We start from the raw sequence: 23837 nt of genomic DNA on the forward strand, positions 1-23837 counted from the left end.
AGGTCAAAAGAGCTCGACTTGTCTGTGAAAGGGGGCAATTGATAATTCAGCTGTATGCGAATTCAAATGAAGCTGAAGCTACTGGGAGTGAATTTATTTAATAATTATCTGAGGGTGAGGATTCAGAAATATGTTTAAATCGTTAACCGGAAAAATATTGCTTATTATCGTCGTGCTGATCTCGGCATGCACGATTTCTTTTACCGCCATATCATCCTTTGAAATTCAACAATCCGTGACCAGACAGATGAAGGATGACGGTAGCACACTTGTTGCCAATATCAAGCGCGCAGTCATTCAAGACGAGATTCTCAATCCGGAGGATCTGCAAAATATATTCAAATCGATCAAAGAGGACAGTGGAGACAACATCGTCTACGTATCTCTGTCGGATTCGAATTCCAATCTGATTGTTTCGGATAACAACCAGCTAGACCAAGACCAATCGGGAGTCAAAGGAGATGCAACCTCGGCTGCTTCAACAACCGCTCACAGCAGTGTTGCGAAGGTAGTGGAGAATAAGGAAGCGATCGGGACGATTTTGCAAATGCCCTCGGGTGAGAAGGTATATAACATTTCAACAGATTTCGCATATAATCAGGAGCTGTCGGGTGTGCTGAATGTCGGCATCTCTCTGGAAAATATGTATGATCAAATCCGGCAATCGTTCGTCTGGACACTTACGATTTCCTTGATCATCATGATTGTTGCCGTATTGATCGGGATCATTGCCGCTAAGAAAATCATCCAGCCCCTTACCCGTATGTCGCAGCAATTAAAGAAATACGCGGAGGGCGATTTCACCTCTGAGCTGCAATTAAAACAAAAGGATGAAATCGGAGTGATGTCCAGGGATCTGGCAAATATGAGACAAACGTTGGGGGTCCTGGTGACGAATATCCAGCGCAGCTCCAAGCAAATTGCAGACAACTCGCACATGCTGAGTTCTGTTATTAGTGAGACTACCAGCTCGACTGAAGAAATCTCGAGAGCTACGGATGAGCTGGCTGCCGGGGCGGGAGAACTCGTGAATTACTCTCAGGAAGGCTTGAATCGGTTACAGACATTGGCCGATGAGATTATTCGGCTAACGGATCGAGCCAATGAGATGAAGGATCGAATTGAGCAAGTCGACGAAGCGAGTCTTTCCGGCATGAACAGTGTTCGCGAGCTTCAGCAGGCTGTTGATAACAATGCAGCTCTGACTCTGGAAATCGGAAAGGAAATTGATGATCTGGCATCCAAGTCGGAATTGATTACAGAGATTACCGCTGTGATCAGAGCCGTATCGGAGCAGACGAATCTGCTGGCCCTGAATGCGATGATCGAGAGCGCCAGGGCTGGTGAGCAGGGACGCGGCTTTGCCGTAGTAGCAGATCAGATTCGGAAGCTGGCTGAGCAGACGGCAAGCTCTGTTCAGAATATCGAAGGTATTGTACAGCAGGTGAACGGAGCCATCGTGAAGACGCAGAATCACATGCACCAGGGTACTCGCCTTACCCGTAGAACCACGGAGGCTTCTGCAGATACAGGACAAGCCTTTGGCGAGATTAAGCATTCGGTAGCCGAGGTTATTCAAGGAATTGATGTATTGGTCCGGGGAATTAATCAGCTGAATCAGGATAAGGACGGTACGGTTCTGGCGATACAGAGCATTGCAACGATTACGCAGGAATCTACGGCATCGACAGAGGAAATCTCAGCTTCTATTGAACAGGAGCTGGCAACGATGGAGCAGATCTCCCATTCGACCGATGATCTGAATGAGGTCGTCCGGGAGATGGAAAAGTTAACGGGGCAGTTCAAGTTTTAACGCAGATCCTGTAGCCGGACATTGCTGCTGAACAAGCCGGATGGGCTGCTAAGCTTAAAGGTGGGAAGCGGAAGGTTCGCTTCAAGCTGCATCTGTGCATCAAACAGGGAGGCTTGCTGCTGATCGACCACGAATGTGAATGGTGCCGCATCAATGGGCAAATCGGTATCTAGCGGCTGCCGGATAATCTGTATAGCGGGAACTCCGTTGCAGCCGCAGTCCTCGGTGTCATATAACAGCTTGAACACGGCCGGCGTCTGAACCTGAAGCTCGCGCAGCCGAGCCTCGGAATTGGAATCAAAATGCAAAGAAATCTTCATAACCATGTAATTCTCCCTTCTTGAAGGTCAATTTCGACGATATTTCAAATTTAATTTAAAATAACATGATTGCCCGGTTTCTTTTGTGATTCCAGTCACGTACTCCTTAAAAGGCTCCCTTACAATGGAACTAAATCCATCCGAAAAGGAGAAAAGAGCTATGAGTATTTTACGTGAGACTGGGGATTCCATTCAAGGATTTACATATGAGGATATGAAGAAGACAGGCCGCAAGCAACTGCCGAATTCGGTGCCGCTTGAATTGTACCGGGCAATCCGTCTGATCGGCATGTATCAGGCCCTGCCGTTGAAGGGAAGAAGCACGACTGCTGCCATCGGCAGAAAGATCGGTGACAGCCTGCCCGTGCAATCTGTGGAAGAGCTGCTGGAGTATTTCCGCGAGCTTCAAATCGGCGACCCGCGCATCGTGCTGCAAGAAGAGCGGAAGCTTCATATTGCTGTAGAGGATTGCTTTTGTAAAGGCCTTCCTGAGCTTGAAGAGAGCCTTGTCTGCGATCTGGAGGGTGCCATTATGGAGGGGGCCTTGAGCCGGATTTTCAATAAAACGGTACATGTTAAGGAAATCAAGTGTAATGTAAATGGGGACGAATGCTGCGAATATGAAGTCCGGCTATAAGAGGGTGTTCAAAAGGTACCTTTTGAAGAGACACTATTAATTGGGAATGGCAGTCAACTGTGGCTAACTTGCACACAGGGGGCTGCTTTTTTTATAGTACTTGATCCAAAGATGACCTTTTTGAACTGCCTCTTATGGAGGGAAGAGGGATTCGTGGTAGAATAATGAGATTGGAGTCAGTCTATGCAATGGAGGTAAGCCGGTGTTAAATCATGAAATCGAAGAATCGATAGAGCAATTGAATATACAGCAGGCCATTATTGGCGTCCCCCAGCATACCCTGCGGGGATGTCTGGAGCTATGGAGCCGGGGCAGGCTGTCTGCACTTGCGAAGGCGCATGAAGTCTCGGGCAGAACCCGGATGTCCAAGGAAGAACAGCTTACGGCAATAGAAGAAGCAATTAAGGATCCGGAGCAATTGGCTAACAGCTTGCTGATTCTGGATGAACAAGAATGGGCTGTATTTGAGGATGCCTATCGCGTGGAAGAATTATCCATACAGCGGGTCCCTTATGGTTATTACCGTTTTTTGCTGGAGCACGGCTTCGTGTTTACTTTTTTCCATGATGCTCAGGTTGTTATGGTTATGCCGGAGGAGGTCAAGGCCACTTATACACGTCTGAATGACGAAGTGTTCCAAATGAATCGGAGTAGAATGTCGCTGATTTTCAAGTATCTCACGGCAATGACACATTTCTACGGCATCTTTACTGTGGAGAGCCTGACGAAGATGTTCAATCAGCATCATCCATTAGAACAGGTAAACCTCCAGCAGATGGAGGAGGCCGTCTCCTTCTTGTTGCGAAGAGAGCAGGAATTTGTCAGAGAGCGCGGCTTCATCGTTGATTCCAGCCTTGTGCACCATGCAGAAGCAGGAACATTAGAGCAGTTGATCTCTCAGACAAAAGGAAAACCGTATTACATTCCCGGGCAGGAAATGCTGATGAACTATGCGGACGGGGGATATTTCGAAGTTACGCCGCAGCTTGAGGCGCTTCAGGTTTATGTTCAGGACCGGATGGCATGTGACGAGGTCACCGCAGAGGATTTGACGGATGATATTCAAATGCTCTGTACGATGGAAGAGCCGCTTGAAGCGCTGCTGCAGGAGTTTGAGCGAAGAGACATCATGTTCAAGCATCAGCGGCAGGGTGAGGAAGTTCTGGGCTTGCTTAAGGATATTCAGAAGACGACACGCCTCTGGCGTCTAGGCGGACACACGCGCAAGGAGCTGGAGCATCCGGCCGCAAGGGCGACAAGCGCCAAGCCAGGCCGCAATGATCCTTGCCCCTGCGGCAGCGGCCTGAAGTATAAGAAATGCTGCGGCAAAGGATAGACATGCAAGAGGAGCGAAGATGAAGAAATTGGCGAGATGGAGGTTTGAATTATGAAAATACTTCACACCGCAGATTGGCACCTCGGCAAGCTGGTACAGGGTGTCTATATGACCGAGGATCAACGGTTTGTGCTGGAGCAATTGCTGAGCGTGATCGAGGCGGAGCGTCCGGATGCCGTCATCATCGCCGGGGATTTGTATGACCGTGCAGTTCCTCCCACAGAGGCGGTGCAGCTGCTGGATGAATTACTGGAGCGGATTGTGTTGCGCCTTCAGGTTCCCGTTCTGGCGATTGCAGGCAACCATGACAGCCCGGCACGTCTGAATTTCGGTAACCGGATTATGCGTGCTTCCGGGCTGTATATGGCCGGGGAGCTTACGCTTCCGGTTCAGACGGCGCGGCTTCAGGACGAATTCGGCCCGGTGGATTTTCATCTGGTGCCGTATACGGAGCCTGGGATTGTCCGGTTTATGACTGGCGATGAATCGGTACGCTCCCATCACGATGCGATGCGGGCGATTACGGACCGAATTCGGGAGGAGATGGACCCGGCGGCAAGACATGTGCTTGTGGGACATGCCTTCGTGACCCCTCACGGAGAAGCAGAACCGAATACAAGTGATTCGGAGCGGCCTCTCACGATCGGCGGAGCGGAGCATGTCAGTGCGGCGCACTTTGACGGATTCCATTACACAGCACTGGGTCACCTTCATCAGGCTCATTTCGTTGGACAGGAGCACGTGCAATATGCAGGGTCGCCGCTCAAGTATTCCATTTCGGAGGAGCATCACAAGAAAGGGTATTTAATGGTGGAGCTGGATGCGGAGGGGAAGGTATCTGTTGAGAAAAGAGAGCTGCTGCCGCGTCGCGATATGCGGGCGGTAGAGGGCTTCATCGCGGACCTGGAGCGCCATCCGATCAACGAGGATTATGTCTTCGTTCGGCTGCTGGATCAAGCGGCGGTCACATCCCCGATGGAACGAATCCGCGCTGTCTACCCGAATGCCATGCATGTTGAGCGGAAGTCGGCAATGGAGCAATTGGCTGGCATCCGGGAGACCGGCTCGACCACCGGAAGAGCCAAGATGGACGGCTTATCGCTCTTTAAAGCCTTCTATGAGGATGTGACGGGAAGCCCTCCATCCTCTGATACGGAGAGGCTACTGATAGAGACATTGCGGGAAATTGCACTGGAGGAGGGGGAGCGCCATGAAGCCCATCAAGCTGACGATGACGGCGTTCGGGCCGTATAAGGATACCGAGATTATCGATTTTGGCGAATTGGCGGAAAACCGTCTGTTCGTGGTATCCGGAAATACGGGAGCCGGTAAAACCTCGATCTTCGATGCGATCTGTTTCGCGCTCTATGGAAGTGCCAGTGGAGAAGACCGCAATGACAGCCGGATGTTGCGCAGCCATTTTGCAGAGGATCAGGTGCACACCTCGGTTGAGCTGGAATTTGAGTTGAAGGGGCAAGTGTACCGGGTATTCCGGCAGCTCGCCCATGTGAAAGAAGGAAACAAAGGGGCTACAGGAGATCGTTACGAGCTGTATCAGCTTTCCGGCGGAGAGCCTGTTCCGCTGACCGACCGCTTCATTGTCACTCAGGTTGACGACAAGATCAGGGAACTGATCGGTCTGACCCGGGAGCAATTCAGCCAGATCGTCATGCTGCCGCAAGGCGAATTCCGCAAGCTGCTGACCTCGGAGACCGAGGATAAGGAAGAGATTCTGCGGCGGATTTTCCGGACCGGAATCTACAAGCATGTCGCGGATCGGTTGAATGAAAAGCGGAAGGAAATGCAGCAGATCGGGTTGGCGCTGCAGCAGACCCGGGACGGCTATATCGATCATATTAAAAAGATGATTCCGGTAAGAGAAGGTTCATTGCTTGAGCATATATTTCAGCAGGAATTCTGTAATGCGCATCAGGTTCTTGAGGCTCTGAGTGAAGAGGTCTTATATTACGAAGAGCTTGCGAAGCAGCTAAAAGGCAAGCTGGAGCAGGAGACGGCCCAGCACAGGCAGTTAGCTGAACATTATCATCAGGCAAAGGCGCTGAATGCACAGTTTGATCTGCTGGACCAGCTTTCGGGTAAGCTCCATCAGTTGGGGGCTGAGGAGCCGGCCATGCGGGAGCTTGAACAGCGGTTGAAGCTGGCAACTCAAGCCGTGCAGCTTCAGGTGCATGAGCAGCATTATCAGGAGGCAGTCGACGAGCTTGTCCGCAGAACAAAGCTGCTGGAAGAAGCAGAAGCCGCGCTTCATCAGACACGGCAGCAGTTAGATGAAGCAGAGACTGCATTCAAAGCAGAGGAGCAGCTCGCCCAGGTCCGGGAGGATCAAGCACGTGAGCTTGAGCGTCTGCAAGGCTATTTGCCGAAAGTTGAAGAGCTTCGAAAGAAGGAGCAGGTTGTTCGTGAACTGGATGCCGGGGTGAAGCAAGGAACCCGGAGTCTGGAGGAGCAGCAAAGAATTCTGGAGGAGCTAACCCGGGATCGTCAGAAGCTCAGTGAAGAGATCGGAGTCAGCGAAGCGCGGACGGCGGAGCTGCCTGCTGTAACCGATAGGCTCCGGCTGCTAAGGGAGCAAGCCAAGCTGATCCAGGAACTGACGAAGCTGGACGCTTCGCTGAAGCTCCAGCTTGAGCTTCAAGGCAAGCTTCATGCAGCATTCGAGCAAGGAGATCAGGCATACAGGAAGCTGGAAGAGCGCTGGATCGGAGGACAGGCCGGGCTGTTGGCGCGCCACCTTCATCAGGGAGAGGCCTGTCCGGTCTGCGGAAGCATGGAGCATCCTCAGAAGGCGGGGACGCAGCAAGACATTCCGGATCGAGAAGAGCTGGAGCGGTTGCGCCAGACACGTTCAGATGCGGAGCGGAACTATCTGGAGGCAGAGGCAGGCCGCAAAGCCTTGCAGAAGCAACTGGAGGAGAAGGAGACGCTTGCCCGCGAGCAGGGAATCTCCCTGGATCAATTGGAGCATCTCTTTGAGCGCCTTGTTCAACAAGGGAAACAACTGGCGGAAGAAGAAAAACAGCTGAAGGAAGAGCTTGCCGGCATGTCGGCAAGGAAGCAGCAGCTGGCTGCGCTTGAACGCAGTCAGGAGGATACCCGCACCGCGCGCGAGCAGTTGCAGCAGCAGTGGGGAGAACTGCGGACAACCTTTGCCCGCGAGTCGGCTTTGCTGGAACAGCTTCTGGCTGAGGTGCCGGAGGACTTAAGAAGCCTGGAGCAGCTGAAGCAAGGCATCCTGCAAGCCGATCAGCGTAAGCAGCAGCTGGAGGCTTTCTGGCAGGAAGCGCAAAGACGCTTCCGCGAAGCTCAGGACCGCTCGTTGCAGGCAACGGAGACCTGTAAGCATGCGGAGCGGTTGAAGATCGATACGGAGACGGCCTGCAAAAGGTCGCAGCTCAGCTATCATGAAGCCTTGGAGCGGGCAGGCTTTACATCCGAAGAACGCTATAAGGAAGCCAAGCTTCCGGAATCGACGCTTTTGGAACTGCAACGGCAGCTTGAGGAGTATAAGTCGGAGGTTGCCATGAACCGCAAACGGCTGGAGGAATTATCGGTAGAGCTGGCCGGTAAAGAGCGCTTGATGCTCTCTCAATTGGAGGAGCAGATGCAGGAGCTGGAGCAGCGGATTGAATCTACCCGGGCAAGCTCGATGGATGCCGGAGAGAAGCTTAGAAAATGCCTAGAGAGCGGAGAACAGATTCAAGCGGCTGAAGCCAAGTGGCAGGAGGCTGAACAAGAATATCAATTGGTCCGTGGATTGCATGACGTGATTCGCGGTGATAACAGCAAGAAGCTGTCCTTTGAACGTTATCTTCAGGTGGAGTTTCTGGAGCAGATTATTCATCAGGCCAATCAACGTCTTCAGCGGGTTTCAGGGGGACAATACTACCTCATCCGTAGTGACCGGATGGAGAAACGGGGCAAGCAAAGCGGGTTGGGTTTCGATGTCTATGATAACTATACCGGCCAGCTTCGGGATGTGAAGACGTTATCCGGGGGAGAAAAATTCAATGCTTCCCTCTGTCTTGCGCTGGGCATGGCTGACGTGATCCAGGCCTATGAGGGCGGGATATCGCTTGAAACCATGTTCATTGATGAGGGCTTCGGCTCACTGGATGAAGAGTCTTTGAACAAAGCCGTTGATACCCTGATTGATCTGCAACAGACGGGCCGAATGATTGGCGTCATCTCTCATGTGCAGGAGTTGAAGCAGGCCATTCCTGCCATTCTTGAGGTCAAGAAGACCAAGGATGGACACAGCTATACCCAATTTATCATCAGATAGCCCAAGGCTGAAACAATAGGCTTTTTAAGCTCTTCCTGTCCAAGAAACAAAGGATAGGACGAGCTTTTTTATCGTCGAATGTAATATTATGTAACAAAAATAAAATATTTCAAAATAATCATAAAAATTAAAAGGAAATTTATGGATTATAGCGAATGATTAATCATCGACATCTTGTTTGACATCACCAATTAAAGACAAGAGGAGATGAGATGATGAAGAGGAGAGCAATCGCAGGTTTGATGAGCTTTATGCTGGCATTTACACTTCTGATGCCAGGCGTCAGGGCCGAAGAAGGAAACGTCTATTCGGATCATGACGGGAGGAAGATCGAGTCCAGGCTTCAATGGGAAACCGCTTCGGAAGCTGTGCTTCCTTTTGAGCAAACCGGGACCGAAATTGGCAAGAGGGAGCGGACGGAGGCGAAAACCTTCCGCCGTTCTGCCGATTTAGGCGGAGCGCTTGCCCTTGAACCTTTGGAAGCAGGCGAGGAGCCAGGCAACTCCCGGCAAGGGCCGCAGAATTACGTCGCGCCTTCAGACCTTGCTGAAGAGACCTCTGTCATCGTAGAGCTTCAGGAGGATCCTGCCAAGGTGGTTGAGGCCGGACAAGCTCAAATCCAGCAGCGCAGCTCCTCCGGAGCCTCGGCAGGAGCAGCCCAGAAGGTGAAGATCAATCTGGAGCAGCAAGCATTCAAGAAGGCAGCGTTGAACCGGTTGCCGGTCAACTTTGGACGCGAGTATTCAAGTGTATTCAATGGGGTAGTTGTGAATTTGCCGGCAGACCGTGTCGATGAACTGCTGCAAATGCCTGGCGTGAAGGCAATTTATCCTAATAGCACAGTATTTGCAACCGAAGTTGGAGAGACTGCAGAAGCTGTTCTTCAACCGCCAAGCAGTACAAGCTTTATCGGAAGCGAGTTATTGTGGGCGGAGAATATTCGCGGAGAGGGGATCAAGGTAGGGGTCATCGATACGGGCATTGCCTTTGATCACCCTGATCTGATGGACGCGGTAGTAGATCCTTCCGGATATTGGGGCTATGATTTCGTGAATGAGGATAATGAGCCTTATGAGACTACGAAGCAGGACTTTGAACAAGCGAAGGCTGCGGATCCGTCGATTCCAGAAGTCAATGAGAACGGAAAGCCTTACTACACCTCCCATGGAACACATGTGTCCGGGATCGTTGCGGGTCAAGGAGCCGGTATCCCGGGAGAAGGAGCGGTTACGGGCGTAGCCCCGGAAGCGGAGCTATATGCCTATAAAGTGCTTGGTCCTTACGGCAATGGCTCTACCGAAGACGTGATTGCCGGGATTGAACGGGCTGTTGATGACGGGATGGATATAATTAATCTTTCGCTCGGTTCACAATCGAATAATGAGCGGTCCGCCGATTCGGTAGCGGTTAATAATGCAGTGAAGACCGGCGTTATTGCAGTGGTCGCTGCAGGCAATTCCGGGCCGGATGAAGCAACTGTCGCTGATCCGGGAAGTGCGGAAATGGCGATTACCGTAGGAGCATCAAAGCCGCCGCTGTTGACACCGATTGTGCAGGCTGTAACGGCGGAGGAAGCTCCGGTCGGCAGCTTCTTTATGGAAACGTTCGATAAGTCCTTTGGAATTGAGGCATTGACTGATACGTATGAATTAGCGGATGTTGGGCTTGGCTATGAATCAGATTATGCAGGCAAGGATATGGCAGGTAAAATCGCGTTGATCAAACGGGGCGAATTCTCCTTTGCTGACAAGGCCTTATATGCAATTCAGTCCGGAGCAGCGGCAGCGATTATTTACAATAATTCGCCGGAAGCGCTGGAGAGCGGAACGTTGGGCAATACGGATGTGACGATTCCAATCTATGCCTTGTCAGGCGTCTATGGTGACCAACTGGCTTCGGCTTTGGCATCAGGTATAGTTAAGGTTAATTTCAGCCGGACCCTGGAGCAGGATACGATAGCAAGCTTTAGTGCGCGAGGTCCGTCAAAGCCGTCATTCGATCTTAAGCCGGATATTTCGGCTCCGGGTGTATCTATTTTATCCAGTGTGCCGGAGTATGAGGGCTGGTATGAAGCGCAAAATGGAACAAGCATGGCTGCTCCGCATGTAGCTGGTGCCGCCGCACTCCTGAAGCAGAAGTACCCGAGCCTTGCTCCATCTGAGCTTAAGGCACTGCTGATGAACAATACAGTCAAGCTTACGGATCGCACCGGCGCTCGATACACGCACATGGATCAGGGTGCAGGAAGAATCGCACTGGATCAGGTGTTGGATGCCCCTGCCATCGCTATGACAGAAGAGGCAACAGAGTCGGTTGAGCATCATTTGACAACCACGCATTACTCCGGCAGCTTGTCTTATGGTTATGTTGGCTTGGGAGGCACCTCCTCCAAGAGCGTGGTGATCAAGGATATTGAAGGGGTGGCGTCGAATTACAGCATTCAGTCCCTTTGGTACAGCGAGTCGCAAATCAATCTTTCGGTTTCTTCCAATGGTGTATCTGTTCCAGCAGGGGGAGAGCAGTCTATTGACGTTACGGTTACTGTTCCTGCCAGCACTACAGAAACATATGCGGAAGGTGAACTCATTCTATCAAATACGGTAAGCAGCCACATCATTCGGATGCCTATTTCGATCTATGTCGGGGAGGCTCCCGAAGTGGTTGTGGTATCCGGTCTGGCGTTAACGCCGGAGATTATTTCGCCGAATGGGGATGGAGTACAGGATGCTACGGACATTACCTTCACCATTCATGAATATACGGCTTATTTCTCGCTTGATTTATTCTCGGCGGCAGGACAATGGCTGGGCACGATTGTGGAAGCAGACGAGGGACTCTCGCCAAACAGCTATATATTAAGGGGCTGGTCGCCTCCAATCCCGGATGAACTGTATTTTGTCGTTCCGTATGCGGGCACGTCGGTTCAGGAGGCAGAGCCTCTATTGAGTCAGGCAGCTCCATTGGTAATCGACACGGGGGCACCCGTTGCGGAAGTGATCGGAGAACTGGAGTACACCGGCGGATTGCCGGAGGGTACGATTCGCGGTCAGGTAACGAGTGATCTGCTTATTGATTTATTCGTGCTGCAAAGAGGTCTTGCGTACGGGGATGTCATCGGTGTGGCCGCTTTGTATCAGGATGCGAACGGGGAGTGGATCCAGTCAGACGGCATTATTGATGCAGGCGGCCGTTTCACAATTCAGGTGCCGATACAACCCGGCCGCAATGAATATGAGGTGTATGTGTATGATTTGGCAGGCAATGGTGCGATTGAGCCGGTTCAAGTCATTGAATACAACTACGGGGGACAAGTCGTTCCAGCCACTCCCGGAGCTGTCGGCAAACATCAGCCGTTCAATCTGGATCTGTTCTTCACGGTTCCTGAAGCCGTATATTCTGCCAGCGTAGAGCTTCAATACAGTACAAGCCTAACGCTGGCCGGAATCCAGGCTGGTCCGGAGCTCGAAGCGCACCAGGCACTGCATCGGCCGGATATGCCGCTGACCTTAGTCGGTACTCCGCTTGATGGAGGCGGCGCGGTAGCCCGTTATGAATACTTTATTAGTCTGGAAGGAACGGACGGATATGCAGGTTCCGGCTCGCTCGGCAGCTTGACGTTCAAAGCAAGCCAACCAGGTTATTATGTGATTGAATTGTCCAAGGTGATTCTAAGAGACCGGGCAGGCCATGAGATTCCTGTTCAGGTTTCGCCAATAGCAGTCATTTATGTTCACTAAAGTATGATAAAAGAAAAAGGGCTTCCCAAATGATGATATGATCTGGCGGGAAGCCCTTTTTGTGTTAAGAGAATGGCATGCAACGAATTTCTTGGCAGGCGGACGCTCCGGTCCACTCTTCCGAAGTAGCTTTCTTACAGAGAGTTTATACTGTCTCAGTGTCATCCGGCGTTTCATATGCCGGAAGAACGAGCCTGTATGTATATTGAGCGATTCAAGTGCTTTGCCACTGCATGAAGGGGCCGTGTGAGAGCTACTATCATGCATTCGGCAGCTATAAAGCCGGACTAAAGAGCCTGCGTAATAAGGGTATAAGTGTGAAGGTTGCTGCAGAAGCGGAGCGTTCGCCTTTGTGAGTGGATTTCTACCTTATGATGGCTTAGTTCAATCAAAGAAATCCGCGAACAACAGCGATCGAAAGCAACCTTCATACGTTACCCCCAGTACGCAGAAACGTTAGCTGTTTTATATTTACTGCACACTTGTAATTACTCAGGAAGAGACAAGGAGGGATCTTCCTGAACAAGAATGACCTCGGCATTCGTGATGCCCGGCAAAGAGAGTGCCATCACCATGGAGTGAAAGGCTGTGATTTTCATGCCTGGCTTCAACGCCGTATCTCCGCCGATAACAGGAATGATAACCGTATCGTCGGACAGATTCAGTACAATGTCGTTCTCTTTGACCGTATCGGAGCCGACATTGACATAGATTTTGCCTTCACCCGCAAAATCTGAAGCTTCAATGGTGCCTTCTACCTTCGGTGCTTCTCCCTTGCGCACAATAATTTTATCGGCATGGGATTGAGCCGGATAGATCATGATCATGACTTGAGGGTAGAAAGCCTGTACGTAGGCTCCTTCCTTCAAGACCTCCTTATTCAATACATTGCCTTCCTCATCAACGATCTGTGTTGCTTCATCCACGCTTAGAATAATGTAATTGGTGCCTCCTTGCTCCAGAGGGTGACCGACCACGGTCATTTTCCCGTCGTTAAAGGAGGTGATGATTCCGTCTGTACCCGGCGCTTCTTGTTCTGCTTCATTATCTTCAGCAATCTCCGTATTTACACGGATATAGCTGGCTATGGCCTGTACGGGGAAACTTTCCATGACTTCCGGACCATAGAAAGCTCTCAGCGTCATCCCGCTTTGAATTTCGTCCTTGGTGATCGGTTTTCCGTTTTGATCCAGCAGCTTGGTCTGGTCTCCTGCCCTCAGAATGATCTCTTGATCATTTCCGCTGTAAATATCTGCGCCCTTGACGAGAAAACCAGCCTCAGACAGAGAATCTACTGTACCGTCAATAGCCGTGAACGTATAATCTTGAACAACCAGGGTTAACAAGGTGCCGCGAGCTGGCAGGCTCTTGGTGATATTAGGGCCATAAAAGGCTTTGACAACCAGCTTCTCGTCAATCACCGTCTTCAACGGTACCGTTTTTCCTTTGGCGTCAATAATCTTGGTATCTTTGGTAATGGAAAGAATGATCTCGCTCTGGTCAGTTGCAGCAAGGCCTCGGCCGGTCACTGTAATGAATTTGCCTGATTGGTCATTCTGAAATCCGGTGATCAATCCCATGGTAGCAGGGACAACTTTAGTCTCCGGTTGCACCTGTGCGGAGATAGGTTGAATCGGGCTAGCAGATTCGCTCTGTGCAAATACGGCTATCGGAAGGGCAGTCATGGCGAGCACAGATACAGCTGCAATAGTCTTATTCATTTTTTTCATCTCTTCGTTCCTCCAGTTATAAAATCCAGTTGTTTTTGGGATCATGCCTGTACTTTCCAGACGAAAAACGGGTAAAAAGGTTGCAGCTGAAAAAACAGAAGAACTAATTATTGTGGAATCGTGAGAAGTCTTATATTCTGTTTGGTGAAGAAGGTGAATGAACATGCCCGGATTAAAAGAGATGATTCTACAATTGTTTCTTACCCTGTTGCCGTTCTTATGCTACAACGTGTACTACCGTAACAAGGCGCATAATTATTCCTCACCGTTCATCCTGCTGACCACCGGGATCAGTCTTTTTTTATCCATGACCTTCAACCGGGAGGCTGCAAACGGCTTCATTTATGATGCCCGGTACATCCTGTTGTTCTTCGGTCTGATATTCGGAGGACTTCGAACGGGCTTTGTGCTGCTTGCCGGGTTCATTGTCTATCGTCTGTACCTGGGAGGTCCCGGAACAGAGATCGCTATGTGGACCATTCTGGTATCGTTCCCGGTCTCTGTTCTGCTCAGTCAGCTCTATCGCAGAGTGAAGCGGAGACCATTGTTTTTCACGTTCTCGGCACTGCTTATCTCGCTGATTCCTACGACACTGCTCTATCTGTACAATCCGGACACTATACGGGAAAGCCTTTTATTTTATTTACTCTATGTGCCCCTTCTGAACTTTATAGGAATATGGCTGCTGCTCTCTCTCTTTCAGCGGGCGGTGATTGATAAGAACCTGTCGATCGTGTACGCGCAAAAGGAAAAGCTGGAGACGATCGGGCAGGTTGCGGCTTCACTTGTCCATGAGGTAAGGAATCCTCTGACTGCTGTAAAAGGATTTTTGAAGCTAATTAGCGAGTCCTCGGGGAATCAGGAGAAGGTGCACAGATACATTGAGATTTGCGTTAGTGAAATGGAGCGGGCAGAATATATCCTTTCTGAGTATCTGGCAATTACCAAGCCGTCCACCGACCGGCGGGAGCAGGTTAATATGAACGCGATTCTGCAGATTACGGTGGATGTCATGCGTCCGTATGCGAACATGAACAATGTAGAGCTTCAGCTTCAGCATGAGGAGGGGGCCTGCAGAGTGATGGGGAATCCGGAGAAGATTAAGCAGGTACTGATGAATCTGATAAAAAATGCAATCGAAGCCTGCTATGATGCGGAAAATGCGGTTGTGTCCCTTACCCTTGAGACGCTTGACAATGAAGCTTTCATCTACGTGCGGGATAATGGCATCGGGATGAGCAAGGAGCAGGCTGAGCGTCTGGGCTCCGTCTTTTACTCGACAAAGACAACCGGTACCGGCTTGGGTTTGGCCTTCTCTTATCAGGTCATTCAGGAGCTGGGGGGAAGTGTGAAGGTTCGAAGTGAGCCGCGGCAAGGGACGGAATTTGCCATCACCCTGCCTCTTTATAATCCTTCGGCCATCCAGTCCGGCTAGGAGGCCGCCGCTTCGCCGTCCTAACTTTAGAGCAGCGCGCATATCCTTGAAGCAAGGAGCGTGAGGCGTGTGAGCGTAGAGAACAAGAAGCTGGATGGAATTGCAGAACGGTACTTTGAGATCAAAGTGCTGCAAAAGGAGCTGGATCAGGAGCTCTCAGGGCTCCGGCAACAGATTTTAGATAGCTGTAAAGAGCAGGACTCGAACCGCCTGGAGCTGGAGAATTATGAGATCAAACTGATTGTCCAGCAGCGAAGAGAGTATGACGAGAACCGATTATACGAGACCCTGCCCGATCTGGAGCTGTGGCGTATGTTGTCCAAGCCGGACAATAGCAAGATTTCCAGTCTGATCAAGCTTAAGATTATTTCCGAAGAGAAGATCAAAGACACGTATGCTGTGAAAAATGTGACCGTGGTACAGGTGGACAAAAAGTAGCCGACTTATTGACATTCAGGGAAAATATGGATAGATTAATAACCAAGTGAATAAGAAATTCCACTAGGGGAGCCGGCATCGGCTGAGACAAGAGTGATCTTGGACCCTTTGAACCTGATCTAGTTCGTACTAGCGTAGGGAAGTGGAGCAGGCCAACTTTTCGATTTGTCCGATTTAATCGGTACTTCTTCGATCAGTCAATAGCCGCTCCGCTATCGGGGCGGCTTTTTCGCGTGGATTTTGATTATTCCAATTCAATGATTGACGGAGGTGGGGAAATGAGCTTTACCGAGCAACTGCGCAGGGAAAATGACGACTTGTTCGCAGCGATCTTCAAGCACCCCTTTGTGAGGGGAATAGCTGGAGGGAAACTGGACAGGGAGCAACTGATCCATTACGTGAAGCAAGATTATGAATATTTGAATGCGTTTATGCGAATCTATGGAATTGCGATTTCAAAATGCTCCCGGCGGGAAGACATCGCTATGTTTCAAGAGCAGATCGGGTTTATTCTTCACAGTGAGGTGCATCCGCATCAGAATTTTTGCAAGGAGGCCGGGGTGCGCTATGAGGAGCTTCAGGGAGATCCGCTTGCTCCGTCGGCGCATCATTATATCCGCCATATGCTGACGGTGGCACATGAGGGGAGCCTCGGAGAAATTGCCGCCGCCTTGTTGCCTTGTCCCTGGACGTATGTCGAAATCGGCCAACGGCTCATGGCGGAATTGCCGCCGCAAGAAGCTCATCCGTTCCGGGAGTGGATCGAATTTTACGGCAAGCTGTCCGGAGGAAGCACGGAGCGGTTATGCGAGCTTGCGGATCGCTTGGCGGCGGAGGCTACTGCCGGCGAACGGGCGCGTATGGGCGAGTATTTCCGCCACAGCTGCCAATTGGAATATATGTTTTGGGATATGGCTTGGCGGGTGGAGACATGGCCGGTAGAATCGAATACTTTGGTGAAGGGTTGATGATGATGAATTGGAATAGGGGCAACAGTTCAAGTATTCCAGAGAACGAATTCGCGGGATTGATCACAAAATTACAACAGGCTAAGCCGCTCGTTCATAATATAACCAACGTTGTGGTGACTAATTTTACCGCTAACGGGCTCTATGCAATTGGCGCTTCCCCGGTGATGGCCTATGCGCCTGAAGAGGTGGCTGAAATGGCTGTTCAGGCAGGGGCACTTGTACTGAATATTGGAACACTCAGTCGGGGGCAGGTAGAGGTGATGATCAAGGCCGGACGGGCAGCGAACGCTGCAGGGGTGCCGGTGCTGCTGGACCCGGTCGGAGCAGGGGCTACGAGCTATCGTACGAAGTCGTCCCTTCGTATTCTGGAAGAAGTGCGCATTTCACTCCTGCGTGGCAACGCCGCTGAGATAGCTCAATTGCTCGGCGAGAAGCTGGTGATCAAGGGTGTGGATGCCGGAGAGAACAACGGTGCTGATCAAGCAGAGATTGGGCGATGGGCTGCAAGGCGGTTCGGTTCGGTGGTGGCAGTTACAGGAAAAGAAGATGTGATTACGGATGGTCATATTTGCCGAATAATCAGTGGGGGGGATGCCTTGCTTACCCAAGTGACGGGGACGGGATGCTTGTTGACCTCGGTGCTTGGAGCATTCGCTGCTATAGAACCGGACCTGATGCGGGCAGGGACGGCAGGTTTGGCCTTTTATGGCGCCGCAGCCTCCAGGGCAGCGGAGCGGACAGCCGCTCTCGGGCCAGGCAGCTTCCAGATAGCCTTCCTGGATGAACTGGCCAAGCTGCACCCGCATTCCCTGAAAGGTCATGCGGCGGTTGCCGAATTATCGGCCGTAGAAGCGGGAGGATGGCTGTGAGCGGAACGAGACTGGCCAGAGCACTGACGGTGGCCGGCTCGGACAGCGGCGGCGGAGCGGGGATCCAGGCGGACCTGAAAACCTTTCAAGAGCTCGACGTCTATGGGATGTCGGCTATAACGGCTGTGACGGTGCAGAATACTTTAGGCGTCAGCGGGGTATATCCTCTGCCGGCACAAGCGGCGGCGGAGCAGATCCGCAGCGTTGCCGAGGACCTTGGCGTAGATGCCGTCAAGACGGGAATGCTGTTCGATGCGGAGATCATCCATGCCGTGGCTGCAGAATTCAAGAGCCAAGGTATGAAGCGCATCGTTGTCGATCCCGTCATGATCGCCAAGGGAGGAGCCGCATTGCTGCAGAGCGATGCGGTGAAGGAGCTGAGGGAAGTGCTGCTTCCGCTGGCAGCGGTCGTGACGCCGAATCTCCCGGAAGCGGAGGTGCTGGCCGGTATGCCGATTCACAGTTCCCGGGATCGCCGGGAAGCGGCGGTCAGAATTTCTGATCTGGGTCCGGGCCTGGTCATTATCAAGGGAGGTCATGGTCATGAGGCTCTTGACTCCGGCCCGGGGGAGCAGCAGGTAGTCGATCTGCTGTATGACGGGCAGCATTTTACGGAGCTTAGCTATCCGCGAATCCAGACGCCGCACACGCACGGCACAGGCTGTACGTTCTCGGCGGCGCTGACGGCAGGGTTAGCCAAGGGTCTGCCCGGCATCGAAGCAGCCGCGCTTGCCCGTCGCTTCATCCAAGCGGCTATCGAGGACGGGCTTGGCCTTGGACAGGGTCATGGTCCGACGAATCATTGGGCATACCGCCGCAGACAGGCGGTGCTTGGCTGATGGACCGGCATATCGATGCGAGGAGCCGCTTCAATGTTCACGGTCGGAAGATTTCTGCCGATGTGATGCGAGAGTGTTTGAGGGTCTATCTTGTTGTTGGGAGTGCGAACTGTCAGGAGGATCCCCTTTACGTAGTCCGGGAGGCGCTGGCGGGCGGGGCAACCATGGTCCAGTATAGAGAGAAGGGCGACGGCTCGCTGACCGGAGAAGCTAGGATAAAGCTTGCGCTTCAGCTTCAGGGGCTCTGCCGGGAGGCGGGAGTTCCCTTCATTATTAACGATGATGTGGAACTTGCCCTGCGGATCCAGGCAGACGGGATACACATCGGACAGGAGGATGCGGATGCCGGATGGGTACGTTCCCGGATCGGAGGGGGGATTCTGGGCGTTTCGGTTCATCAGCTGGAGGAAGCGGAGCGTGCGGTTCAGCAAGGAGCCGACTATTTGGGGATCGGACCGATTTATCCAACGTCCTCCAAGCCGGATGCTCATGCCGTCCACGGCTTGGAGATTTTGCCCGGTCTGCGCCAGGCCGGCATTCATCTGCCTCTCGTTGGCATCGGAGGTATCACGTTGGAGCGTGCCGGGGAGGTTATATCAGCCGGGGCGGACGGCATTGCCGTGATATCGGCCGTGGCAGGGCTTCCGGGCGACCAAGTGCGGCATGCCGTGCAGCAACTCAAGAAGCGAATAAATCGATAGGGATGAGGAATCTGTATTGACATAAAAATAGAGGAAATTTAATATAGAACTATAAGAATTAGCACTCTAAACTTTAGAGTGCTAATAATTTTTGCAGGCGAAGAAAGGAAGGGGCAGTACTATGGACAAGAAGCAGTTCAAAGCGGAATCTAAACGACTTCTGGAGATGATGATCAACTCCATCTATACGCAGCGGGAAATATTTCTCCGGGAATTGATCTCCAACAGCAGTGATGCCATTGACAAGATCTACTACAAGGCATTGACAGACGAGAACTTGACGTTCAACAAGGATGACTATTTCATTCGTTTGAAGGCGGACAAGCAGGCTCGGACGCTCACCATTTCCGATACGGGGATCGGGATGACGAAAGAAGAACTGGAGAATAACCTGGGCATTATCGCCAATAGCGGCTCTTTTGCCTTCAAGAATGAGAACGAGGCGAAGGACGGACATAATATCATCGGTCAATTCGGCGTCGGTTTCTACTCTGCTTTCATGGTTGCAGATAAGGTTACGGTCATCAGCCGGGCGTTGGGCAGCAGTGAAGCCTATAAATGGGAGTCGGAAGGAACGGACGGGTACACGATCTCCGAGACAGAGAAAGAAAGTGTCGGTACCGATATTATTTTGACCATTAAAGAGAATACCGAAGATGATCAGTACGATGAATACCTGGAGGAGTACCGCCTGAGATCCATCATCAAGAAATACTCCGACTTCATCCGCTATCCAATCAAGATGGAGGTCACCTCGCATCGGCCTAAAGAGGGGGCAGAGGGCGAGTTCGAGGAGGTTCAGGAAGAGCAAACGGTGAACAGCATGGTTCCGATCTGGCGCAAGAATAAGAGCGAATTGACGGATGAGGACTATGAGAACTTCTACATGGAGAAACGCTACGGCTTTGACAGGCCCGTTTCTCATATCCATATCAAGGCAGACGGAGCAGTTGTCTATAACGCTATCCTCTTCATTCCGGAGAAGACTCCGTTCGACTACTATACCAAGGAATATGAAAAAGGGCTGGAGCTCTATTCCAACGGCGTACTGATTATGAATAAATGCGGCGATCTGCTCCCGGACTACTTCAGCTTCGTCAAGGGGATGGTCGATTCCGAGGATCTGTCGCTGAACATTTCGCGGGAAATGCTCCAGCATGACCGTCAACTCAAGCTGATTGCGAAGAACATCCAGAGCAAGATCAAGAGCCAATTGCTGACGCTGCTCAAGGATGAGCGTGACAAGTACGAGCAGTTCTATGACTCATTCGGACGCCAGTTGAAGTTCGGCGTGTACAATGATTATGGTATGAACAAGGATGTACTTCAGGATTTGTTGTTGTTCACATCCTCGAAAGAGAAGAAGCTGGTTACGCTGGATGAGTACGTATCCCGGATGCCGGAGGATCAGAAGTATATTTACTATGCAACCGGTGAATCGGTAGACCGGCTGGAAAAGCTGCCGCAGACGGAAATGGTATTGGATAAGGGCTATGAGATCTTGTACTTTACGGATGATATCGATGAATTCGCCATCAAGATGATCATGACCTATAAGGAGAAGGAATTTAAATCCGTATCCAGCGGTGATCTCGGCATCGAATCCGAATCCGATGAACAGGATGCGAAGGAAGGCGACAGCGAGCATCAGGAGCTGTTCGAGGCCATGAACTCCCTGCTGAGCGGCAAGGTGAAGAACGTCAAGGCATCGAAGCGCCTGAAGAGTCACCCTGTCTGCCTGTCGGCAGAAGGCGAATTGTCCATTGAGATGGAGAAGGTGCTGAATGCGATGCCGAACGGCCAGGAAGTCAAGGCGGATAAGGTACTGGAGATTAACGTCAACCATGAAGTCTTCCGTTCCCTGAAAGAGGCGTATGCAGGGGACAAGGACAAACTTGCTCTGTACACCAGCCTGCTCTACAATCAGGCACTTCTGATTGAAGGTCTGCCAATCGAGGATCCGGTAGAGTTCACGAACAATATCTGTAAGGTAATGGCGTAAAAATATTAAACGGCAGTCGCGCTGGTTTCTCACGCGGCTGCCGTTTTGTTATGTTCTTGGACTTCAAACGGTGAATCCGGCGGTCATTTCGCGTAATTGCTTCGACATGTTGGCCAGTCGTTCCGCGGTATGATCAATCTCTGTCATCATCCCGAGCTGTTGCTGAACACTGGCATTGATCTGCTCGGTTCCGCCTGCGATATCGCCAGTGGAGTAAGCGATGTTCTGGATAGCATGCTCCATTTCCCGGGTGCTTGAGGCCTGCTGATTATTATCATAATCGATATGCTCAATCTGGTTGCCGATATCCTGGATATGACTCAAGATGCGGAACATACTGTTTTCGGCCTCCTCGGCAATCGCTACCCCCTGCCGGACCTTCTCCGCAACTGCATCCGAGGTGTGGACCGCTTCGGCAGAAATGGTACGGTTGTCTTCCACCAGTCGGGCAATTTCCTTGGCAGCAATTCCGGACTCATCGGCGAGTTTGCGGATCTCATTGGCTACCACGGCAAAGCCCTTCCCTGATTCCCCTGCGCGTGCGGCTTCAATCGCTGCATTCAAGGAGAGCAAATTGGTTTGCGCGGCAATCCCTGTAATCAAGGCCGTTATCTCTCCAATGCGCCCGGAAGAAAGACTTAATTGTTGAAGTGTGGTTGTGACCAACTCGCTTGAATGATTCATATCCTCGATGGAATTACGAATCTTCTGAATCTTTATCGTTCCGTCCTCGGCGGCCTGCTTCACGGTTCTGCTGCTTTCGGCAGTTGCTTTGCTGGCTTGGGCTGTTGATTCGGAAAATTTGGCCATTTCGGCCAGACTTGCTGAGGCCTGCTGCGCAACAGCAGCATTTTCGGTTGTACCTGTGGAGATTTCACCTATCGTCCGGGCGATTTCCTCAAGTGTTACGGTTGTATTTCCAGTAGCCCGGCTCAGATCCTCACTGGAATCAGAGATGGTCGCTGCGGATTGGATAACTCCTGCAACCATGTCCTGCAGCTTGGCGATAAAGCTGTCAAAGCTCCGGCTAAGCTCACCCAGCTCATCCTTGCTGTCATAACCCAGACGTACCGTCAAGTCCCCGTTGGATTCAGAGATTTCCTTCAACTTGCCGGACACCTTAGTTACGGGGATGATCACGGACCTGGAGATTAGCATGGTAATGAATGTGATAAAGGCTGCAGAGATTACGACCAGAGTCAACATAGTGATCAATGTTCCCCGGTAGACCCCTTGACTGTCCTCGTATGTTTGGCGTGCTGACTGGATGTGCCCGTCAATCCATGCATCCATGGCAGCGATTAGTTCGCTTCTTGCGTTATCAAGATTCTCCATTTCGGCTGGCGGACCGCCTTGAACAGCTGCCTCCCCTTGAGCGGGTATTTCTCCAGAGCTCTCGGGAGCGACTGGTACGGCTCCGCCTGCTCCGCCTCCCGTCATTCCGGTGCCGAAAGCTTCCACAAACGCATCAATAGCCGTGGTATAGGCGGAATATGCGCCGGCCACTTGTTGTATCGTCTCAGTCTGCTCGTAGGTTGACAGCTCTTCCTGGATCGATGCCAGAGAAGCAGCCAATTCCTCTTTAAGCGCCGTACGTTCTTCATCATCGCTGGCATTCATATAATCGCTTGCCAAGCTTCGCGTAGTCTCCATCTTTGATTTGAGATTCTCCAGCATCACGATAGGGACGAGCCGGGAATCGTTCAGCTCAATGACTTTTTTGTTGACGTTTGAAATCTGGGATATTCCTACAAGACCAAACACAATCAAGAATACAAAAAAGCTGATGGACAACAATCGGAATTTCGCGTTGAGCTTCATGTTCTGAATAAGTTTCATATGAAATCCTCCTATGTACAAAAACATCTTTTGGCTTGGAACTCTGAGTAGTGTGTTCATTATATGCGGCATGTCTTAAGCGAATATGAATTCACGCTGAAAGTTAACTGAAGAGAGGAGGACCGGGGTCGTCGGCAAAGCTCGGGATATGGTACACTTAGACTTGTGAAAACAGTGTAAGGAGTAATGGACATGGCACTTGAAATTGAACGCAAGTTTCTGATATCCGAATTTCCGAAGGCTTTCCTTGAGGATGGCAGCATCGTCCTGGTCAAGGAGCAAGTCATCGATCAGACCTACCTGGCTCTGGATAAAGATCAGGAGCTCCGGGTACGGAGAATCAAGGATTTGGCCACGGGAGACATCAGCTATACACATACGTTCAAACGCGGATTCGGACTAGCTCGTGAGGAAGTGGAGTATCCGATTTCTGCGGGGATTTACGAGCAAATGATTCATAGCCGCGGAGCGATCCCGCTGGTGAAGAAGCGGACAACGGTCAAATGGAATGACTATATGCTGGAGATTGACGATTATCATCAGATTAAACTGATGGTGCTGGAGATTGAATTCGAATCGGAGGAAGAGGCGACAAGCTTTGAACCGCCGGATTGGTTCGGCCAGGATATCAGTACCGATAAGCAGTTCAGCAATAAGAAAGTATGGAGAGATTTGCAATCCCGCAAGCAACTGTAAATTGTAAATGATGTGGGGAATTAAAGAGAGTGTCCCGGTGTCCCATAGCTAACGTAATCGCAGATGACCTAGAAACACTTCTCACCGAGGGTGTCGTTGTTGTGTGGCGTGAGGGCTCGTATGGGTGCTCGTGTGGCGATTATAGTGCAGAAAGTTACTAAAAATAGCTGA

17 protein-coding genes and 1 riboswitch are annotated in these 23837 nt (G+C 51.2%); of the genes, 14 read left to right on the forward strand and 3 right to left on the reverse strand.

What is annotated here, in order from left to right; genetic code table 11:
* Positions 1-130 precede the first annotated feature (130 nt).
* Complete coding sequence (locus KQJ23_RS04785) at positions 131-1813, forward strand: methyl-accepting chemotaxis protein (protein ID WP_216477542.1); 1683 nt, start codon at positions 131-133, stop codon at positions 1811-1813.
* On the opposite strand, the gene KQJ23_RS04790 is transcribed toward KQJ23_RS04785, so the two are convergent.
* Positions 1810-2133 carry an iron-sulfur cluster biosynthesis family protein gene (locus tag KQJ23_RS04790; protein ID WP_216477543.1) on the reverse strand — a complete coding sequence of 108 codons (324 nt, stop codon included), beginning with the start codon at positions 2131-2133 and terminating at the stop codon, positions 1810-1812. The genes KQJ23_RS04785 and KQJ23_RS04790 overlap by 4 nt on opposite strands.
* A gap of 160 nt (positions 2134-2293) precedes the next feature.
* Between KQJ23_RS04790 and KQJ23_RS04795 the strand changes: the two genes are divergently transcribed.
* The 5 genes from KQJ23_RS04795 to KQJ23_RS04815 all read left to right on the forward strand — a co-directional run bounded on the left by KQJ23_RS04795 (position 2294) and on the right by KQJ23_RS04815 (position 12146).
* Positions 2294-2770: a V4R domain-containing protein gene (locus KQJ23_RS04795; protein ID WP_216477544.1), complete on the forward strand. Its 477-nt coding sequence runs from the start codon at positions 2294-2296 to the stop codon at positions 2768-2770.
* A 202-nt stretch (positions 2771-2972) separates the two neighbouring features.
* Positions 2973-4106 (forward strand): YecA family protein, encoded by a 1134-nt coding sequence (locus KQJ23_RS24080; RefSeq protein WP_216477545.1) that lies wholly within the window; start codon positions 2973-2975, stop codon positions 4104-4106.
* 51 nt (positions 4107-4157) lie between these two features.
* On the forward strand, positions 4158-5360 hold the full coding sequence (locus KQJ23_RS04805) for an exonuclease SbcCD subunit D (protein WP_216477546.1): 1203 nt from the start codon (positions 4158-4160) through the stop codon (positions 5358-5360).
* Positions 5317-8409, forward strand: coding sequence for an AAA family ATPase (locus KQJ23_RS04810; RefSeq protein WP_216477547.1), 3093 nt, complete (start codon positions 5317-5319; stop codon positions 8407-8409). The genes KQJ23_RS04805 and KQJ23_RS04810 overlap by 44 nt, the downstream gene beginning before the upstream one ends.
* Before the next feature lie 215 nt (positions 8410-8624).
* Positions 8625-12146: a S8 family serine peptidase gene (locus tag KQJ23_RS04815; RefSeq protein ID WP_216477548.1), complete on the forward strand. Its 3522-nt coding sequence runs from the start codon at positions 8625-8627 to the stop codon at positions 12144-12146.
* Between the two features lie 488 nt (positions 12147-12634).
* Here KQJ23_RS04815 and KQJ23_RS04820 read toward each other — a convergent pair whose 3' ends face one another.
* The gene (locus KQJ23_RS04820) at positions 12635-13876 is read right to left on the reverse strand and encodes a YobA family protein (RefSeq protein WP_216477549.1); all 1242 of its coding nucleotides are present in this window, start codon (positions 13874-13876) and stop codon (positions 12635-12637) included.
* Positions 13877-14039: 163 nt separating this feature from the next.
* Here KQJ23_RS04820 and KQJ23_RS04825 point away from each other — a divergent pair, with 163 nt between their 5' ends.
* From KQJ23_RS04825 to htpG, 7 genes are all read left to right on the forward strand, one after another.
* On the forward strand, positions 14040-15311 hold the full coding sequence (locus KQJ23_RS04825; protein WP_216477550.1) for a sensor histidine kinase: 1272 nt from the start codon (positions 14040-14042) through the stop codon (positions 15309-15311).
* A gap of 69 nt (positions 15312-15380) precedes the next feature.
* Positions 15381-15749 (forward strand): hypothetical protein, encoded by a 369-nt coding sequence (locus tag KQJ23_RS04830; RefSeq protein ID WP_346779343.1) that lies wholly within the window; start codon positions 15381-15383, stop codon positions 15747-15749.
* A 55-nt stretch (positions 15750-15804) separates the two neighbouring features.
* A riboswitch (TPP riboswitch) is annotated at positions 15805-15907 on the forward strand.
* A 120-nt stretch (positions 15908-16027) separates the two neighbouring features.
* Positions 16028-16717, forward strand: a complete 690-nt coding sequence (tenA, locus tag KQJ23_RS04835) for a thiaminase II (RefSeq protein ID WP_216477551.1) — start codon at positions 16028-16030, stop codon at positions 16715-16717.
* A 5-nt stretch (positions 16718-16722) separates the two neighbouring features.
* Complete coding sequence (gene thiM, locus KQJ23_RS04840) at positions 16723-17589, forward strand: hydroxyethylthiazole kinase (RefSeq protein ID WP_216477662.1); 867 nt, start codon at positions 16723-16725, stop codon at positions 17587-17589.
* A complete protein-coding gene (thiD, locus tag KQJ23_RS04845; RefSeq protein WP_346779344.1) occupies positions 17586-18428 on the forward strand; it encodes a bifunctional hydroxymethylpyrimidine kinase/phosphomethylpyrimidine kinase in 843 nt (280 codons plus the stop codon). The genes thiM and thiD overlap by 4 nt, the downstream gene beginning before the upstream one ends.
* The gene (gene thiE / locus KQJ23_RS04850; protein ID WP_216477553.1) at positions 18428-19129 is read left to right on the forward strand and encodes a thiamine phosphate synthase; all 702 of its coding nucleotides are present in this window, start codon (positions 18428-18430) and stop codon (positions 19127-19129) included. The genes thiD and thiE overlap by 1 nt, the downstream gene beginning before the upstream one ends.
* 121 nt (positions 19130-19250) lie before the next feature.
* Positions 19251-21131 carry a molecular chaperone HtpG gene (htpG, locus tag KQJ23_RS04855; RefSeq protein WP_216477554.1) on the forward strand — a complete coding sequence of 627 codons (1881 nt, stop codon included), beginning with the start codon at positions 19251-19253 and terminating at the stop codon, positions 21129-21131.
* 63 nt (positions 21132-21194) lie between these two features.
* On the opposite strand, the gene KQJ23_RS04860 is transcribed toward htpG, so the two are convergent.
* Positions 21195-22970, reverse strand: a complete 1776-nt coding sequence (locus KQJ23_RS04860; RefSeq protein ID WP_216477555.1) for a methyl-accepting chemotaxis protein — start codon at positions 22968-22970, stop codon at positions 21195-21197.
* A gap of 192 nt (positions 22971-23162) precedes the next feature.
* Between KQJ23_RS04860 and KQJ23_RS04865 the strand changes: the two genes are divergently transcribed.
* Complete coding sequence (locus tag KQJ23_RS04865) at positions 23163-23666, forward strand: CYTH domain-containing protein (RefSeq protein WP_216477556.1); 504 nt, start codon at positions 23163-23165, stop codon at positions 23664-23666.
* The last annotated feature ends 171 nt before the right edge of the window (positions 23667-23837 follow it).

The sequence above is a fragment of the Paenibacillus brevis genome (assembly GCF_018919145.1).
Taxonomy (GTDB): Bacteria; Bacillota; Bacilli; order Paenibacillales; family Paenibacillaceae; genus Fontibacillus; species Fontibacillus brevis.

Coding starts and splice junctions, on each gene's coding strand:
- KQJ23_RS04820 (WP_216477549.1), bottom strand. CDS start 13,876: ATGAAAAAAATGAATAAGACTATTGCAGCTGTATCTGTGCTCGCCATG.
- htpG (WP_216477554.1), top strand. CDS start 19,251: ATGGACAAGAAGCAGTTCAAAGCGGAATCTAAACGACTTCTGGAGATG.
- KQJ23_RS04790 (WP_216477543.1), bottom strand. CDS start 2,133: ATGAAGATTTCTTTGCATTTTGATTCCAATTCCGAGGCTCGGCTGCGC.
- KQJ23_RS04785 (WP_216477542.1), top strand. CDS start 131: ATGTTTAAATCGTTAACCGGAAAAATATTGCTTATTATCGTCGTGCTG.
- KQJ23_RS04825 (WP_216477550.1), top strand. CDS start 14,040: ATGCCCGGATTAAAAGAGATGATTCTACAATTGTTTCTTACCCTGTTG.
- KQJ23_RS04815 (WP_216477548.1), top strand. CDS start 8,625: ATGAAGAGGAGAGCAATCGCAGGTTTGATGAGCTTTATGCTGGCATTT.
- KQJ23_RS04805 (WP_216477546.1), top strand. CDS start 4,158: ATGAAAATACTTCACACCGCAGATTGGCACCTCGGCAAGCTGGTACAG.
- KQJ23_RS04810 (WP_216477547.1), top strand. CDS start 5,317: ATGAAGCCCATCAAGCTGACGATGACGGCGTTCGGGCCGTATAAGGAT.
- thiM (WP_216477662.1), top strand. CDS start 16,723: ATGAATTGGAATAGGGGCAACAGTTCAAGTATTCCAGAGAACGAATTC.
- thiE (WP_216477553.1), top strand. CDS start 18,428: ATGGACCGGCATATCGATGCGAGGAGCCGCTTCAATGTTCACGGTCGG.
- KQJ23_RS04795 (WP_216477544.1), top strand. CDS start 2,294: ATGAGTATTTTACGTGAGACTGGGGATTCCATTCAAGGATTTACATAT.
- KQJ23_RS04865 (WP_216477556.1), top strand. CDS start 23,163: ATGGCACTTGAAATTGAACGCAAGTTTCTGATATCCGAATTTCCGAAG.
- KQJ23_RS04860 (WP_216477555.1), bottom strand. CDS start 22,970: ATGAAACTTATTCAGAACATGAAGCTCAACGCGAAATTCCGATTGTTG.
- tenA (WP_216477551.1), top strand. CDS start 16,028: ATGAGCTTTACCGAGCAACTGCGCAGGGAAAATGACGACTTGTTCGCA.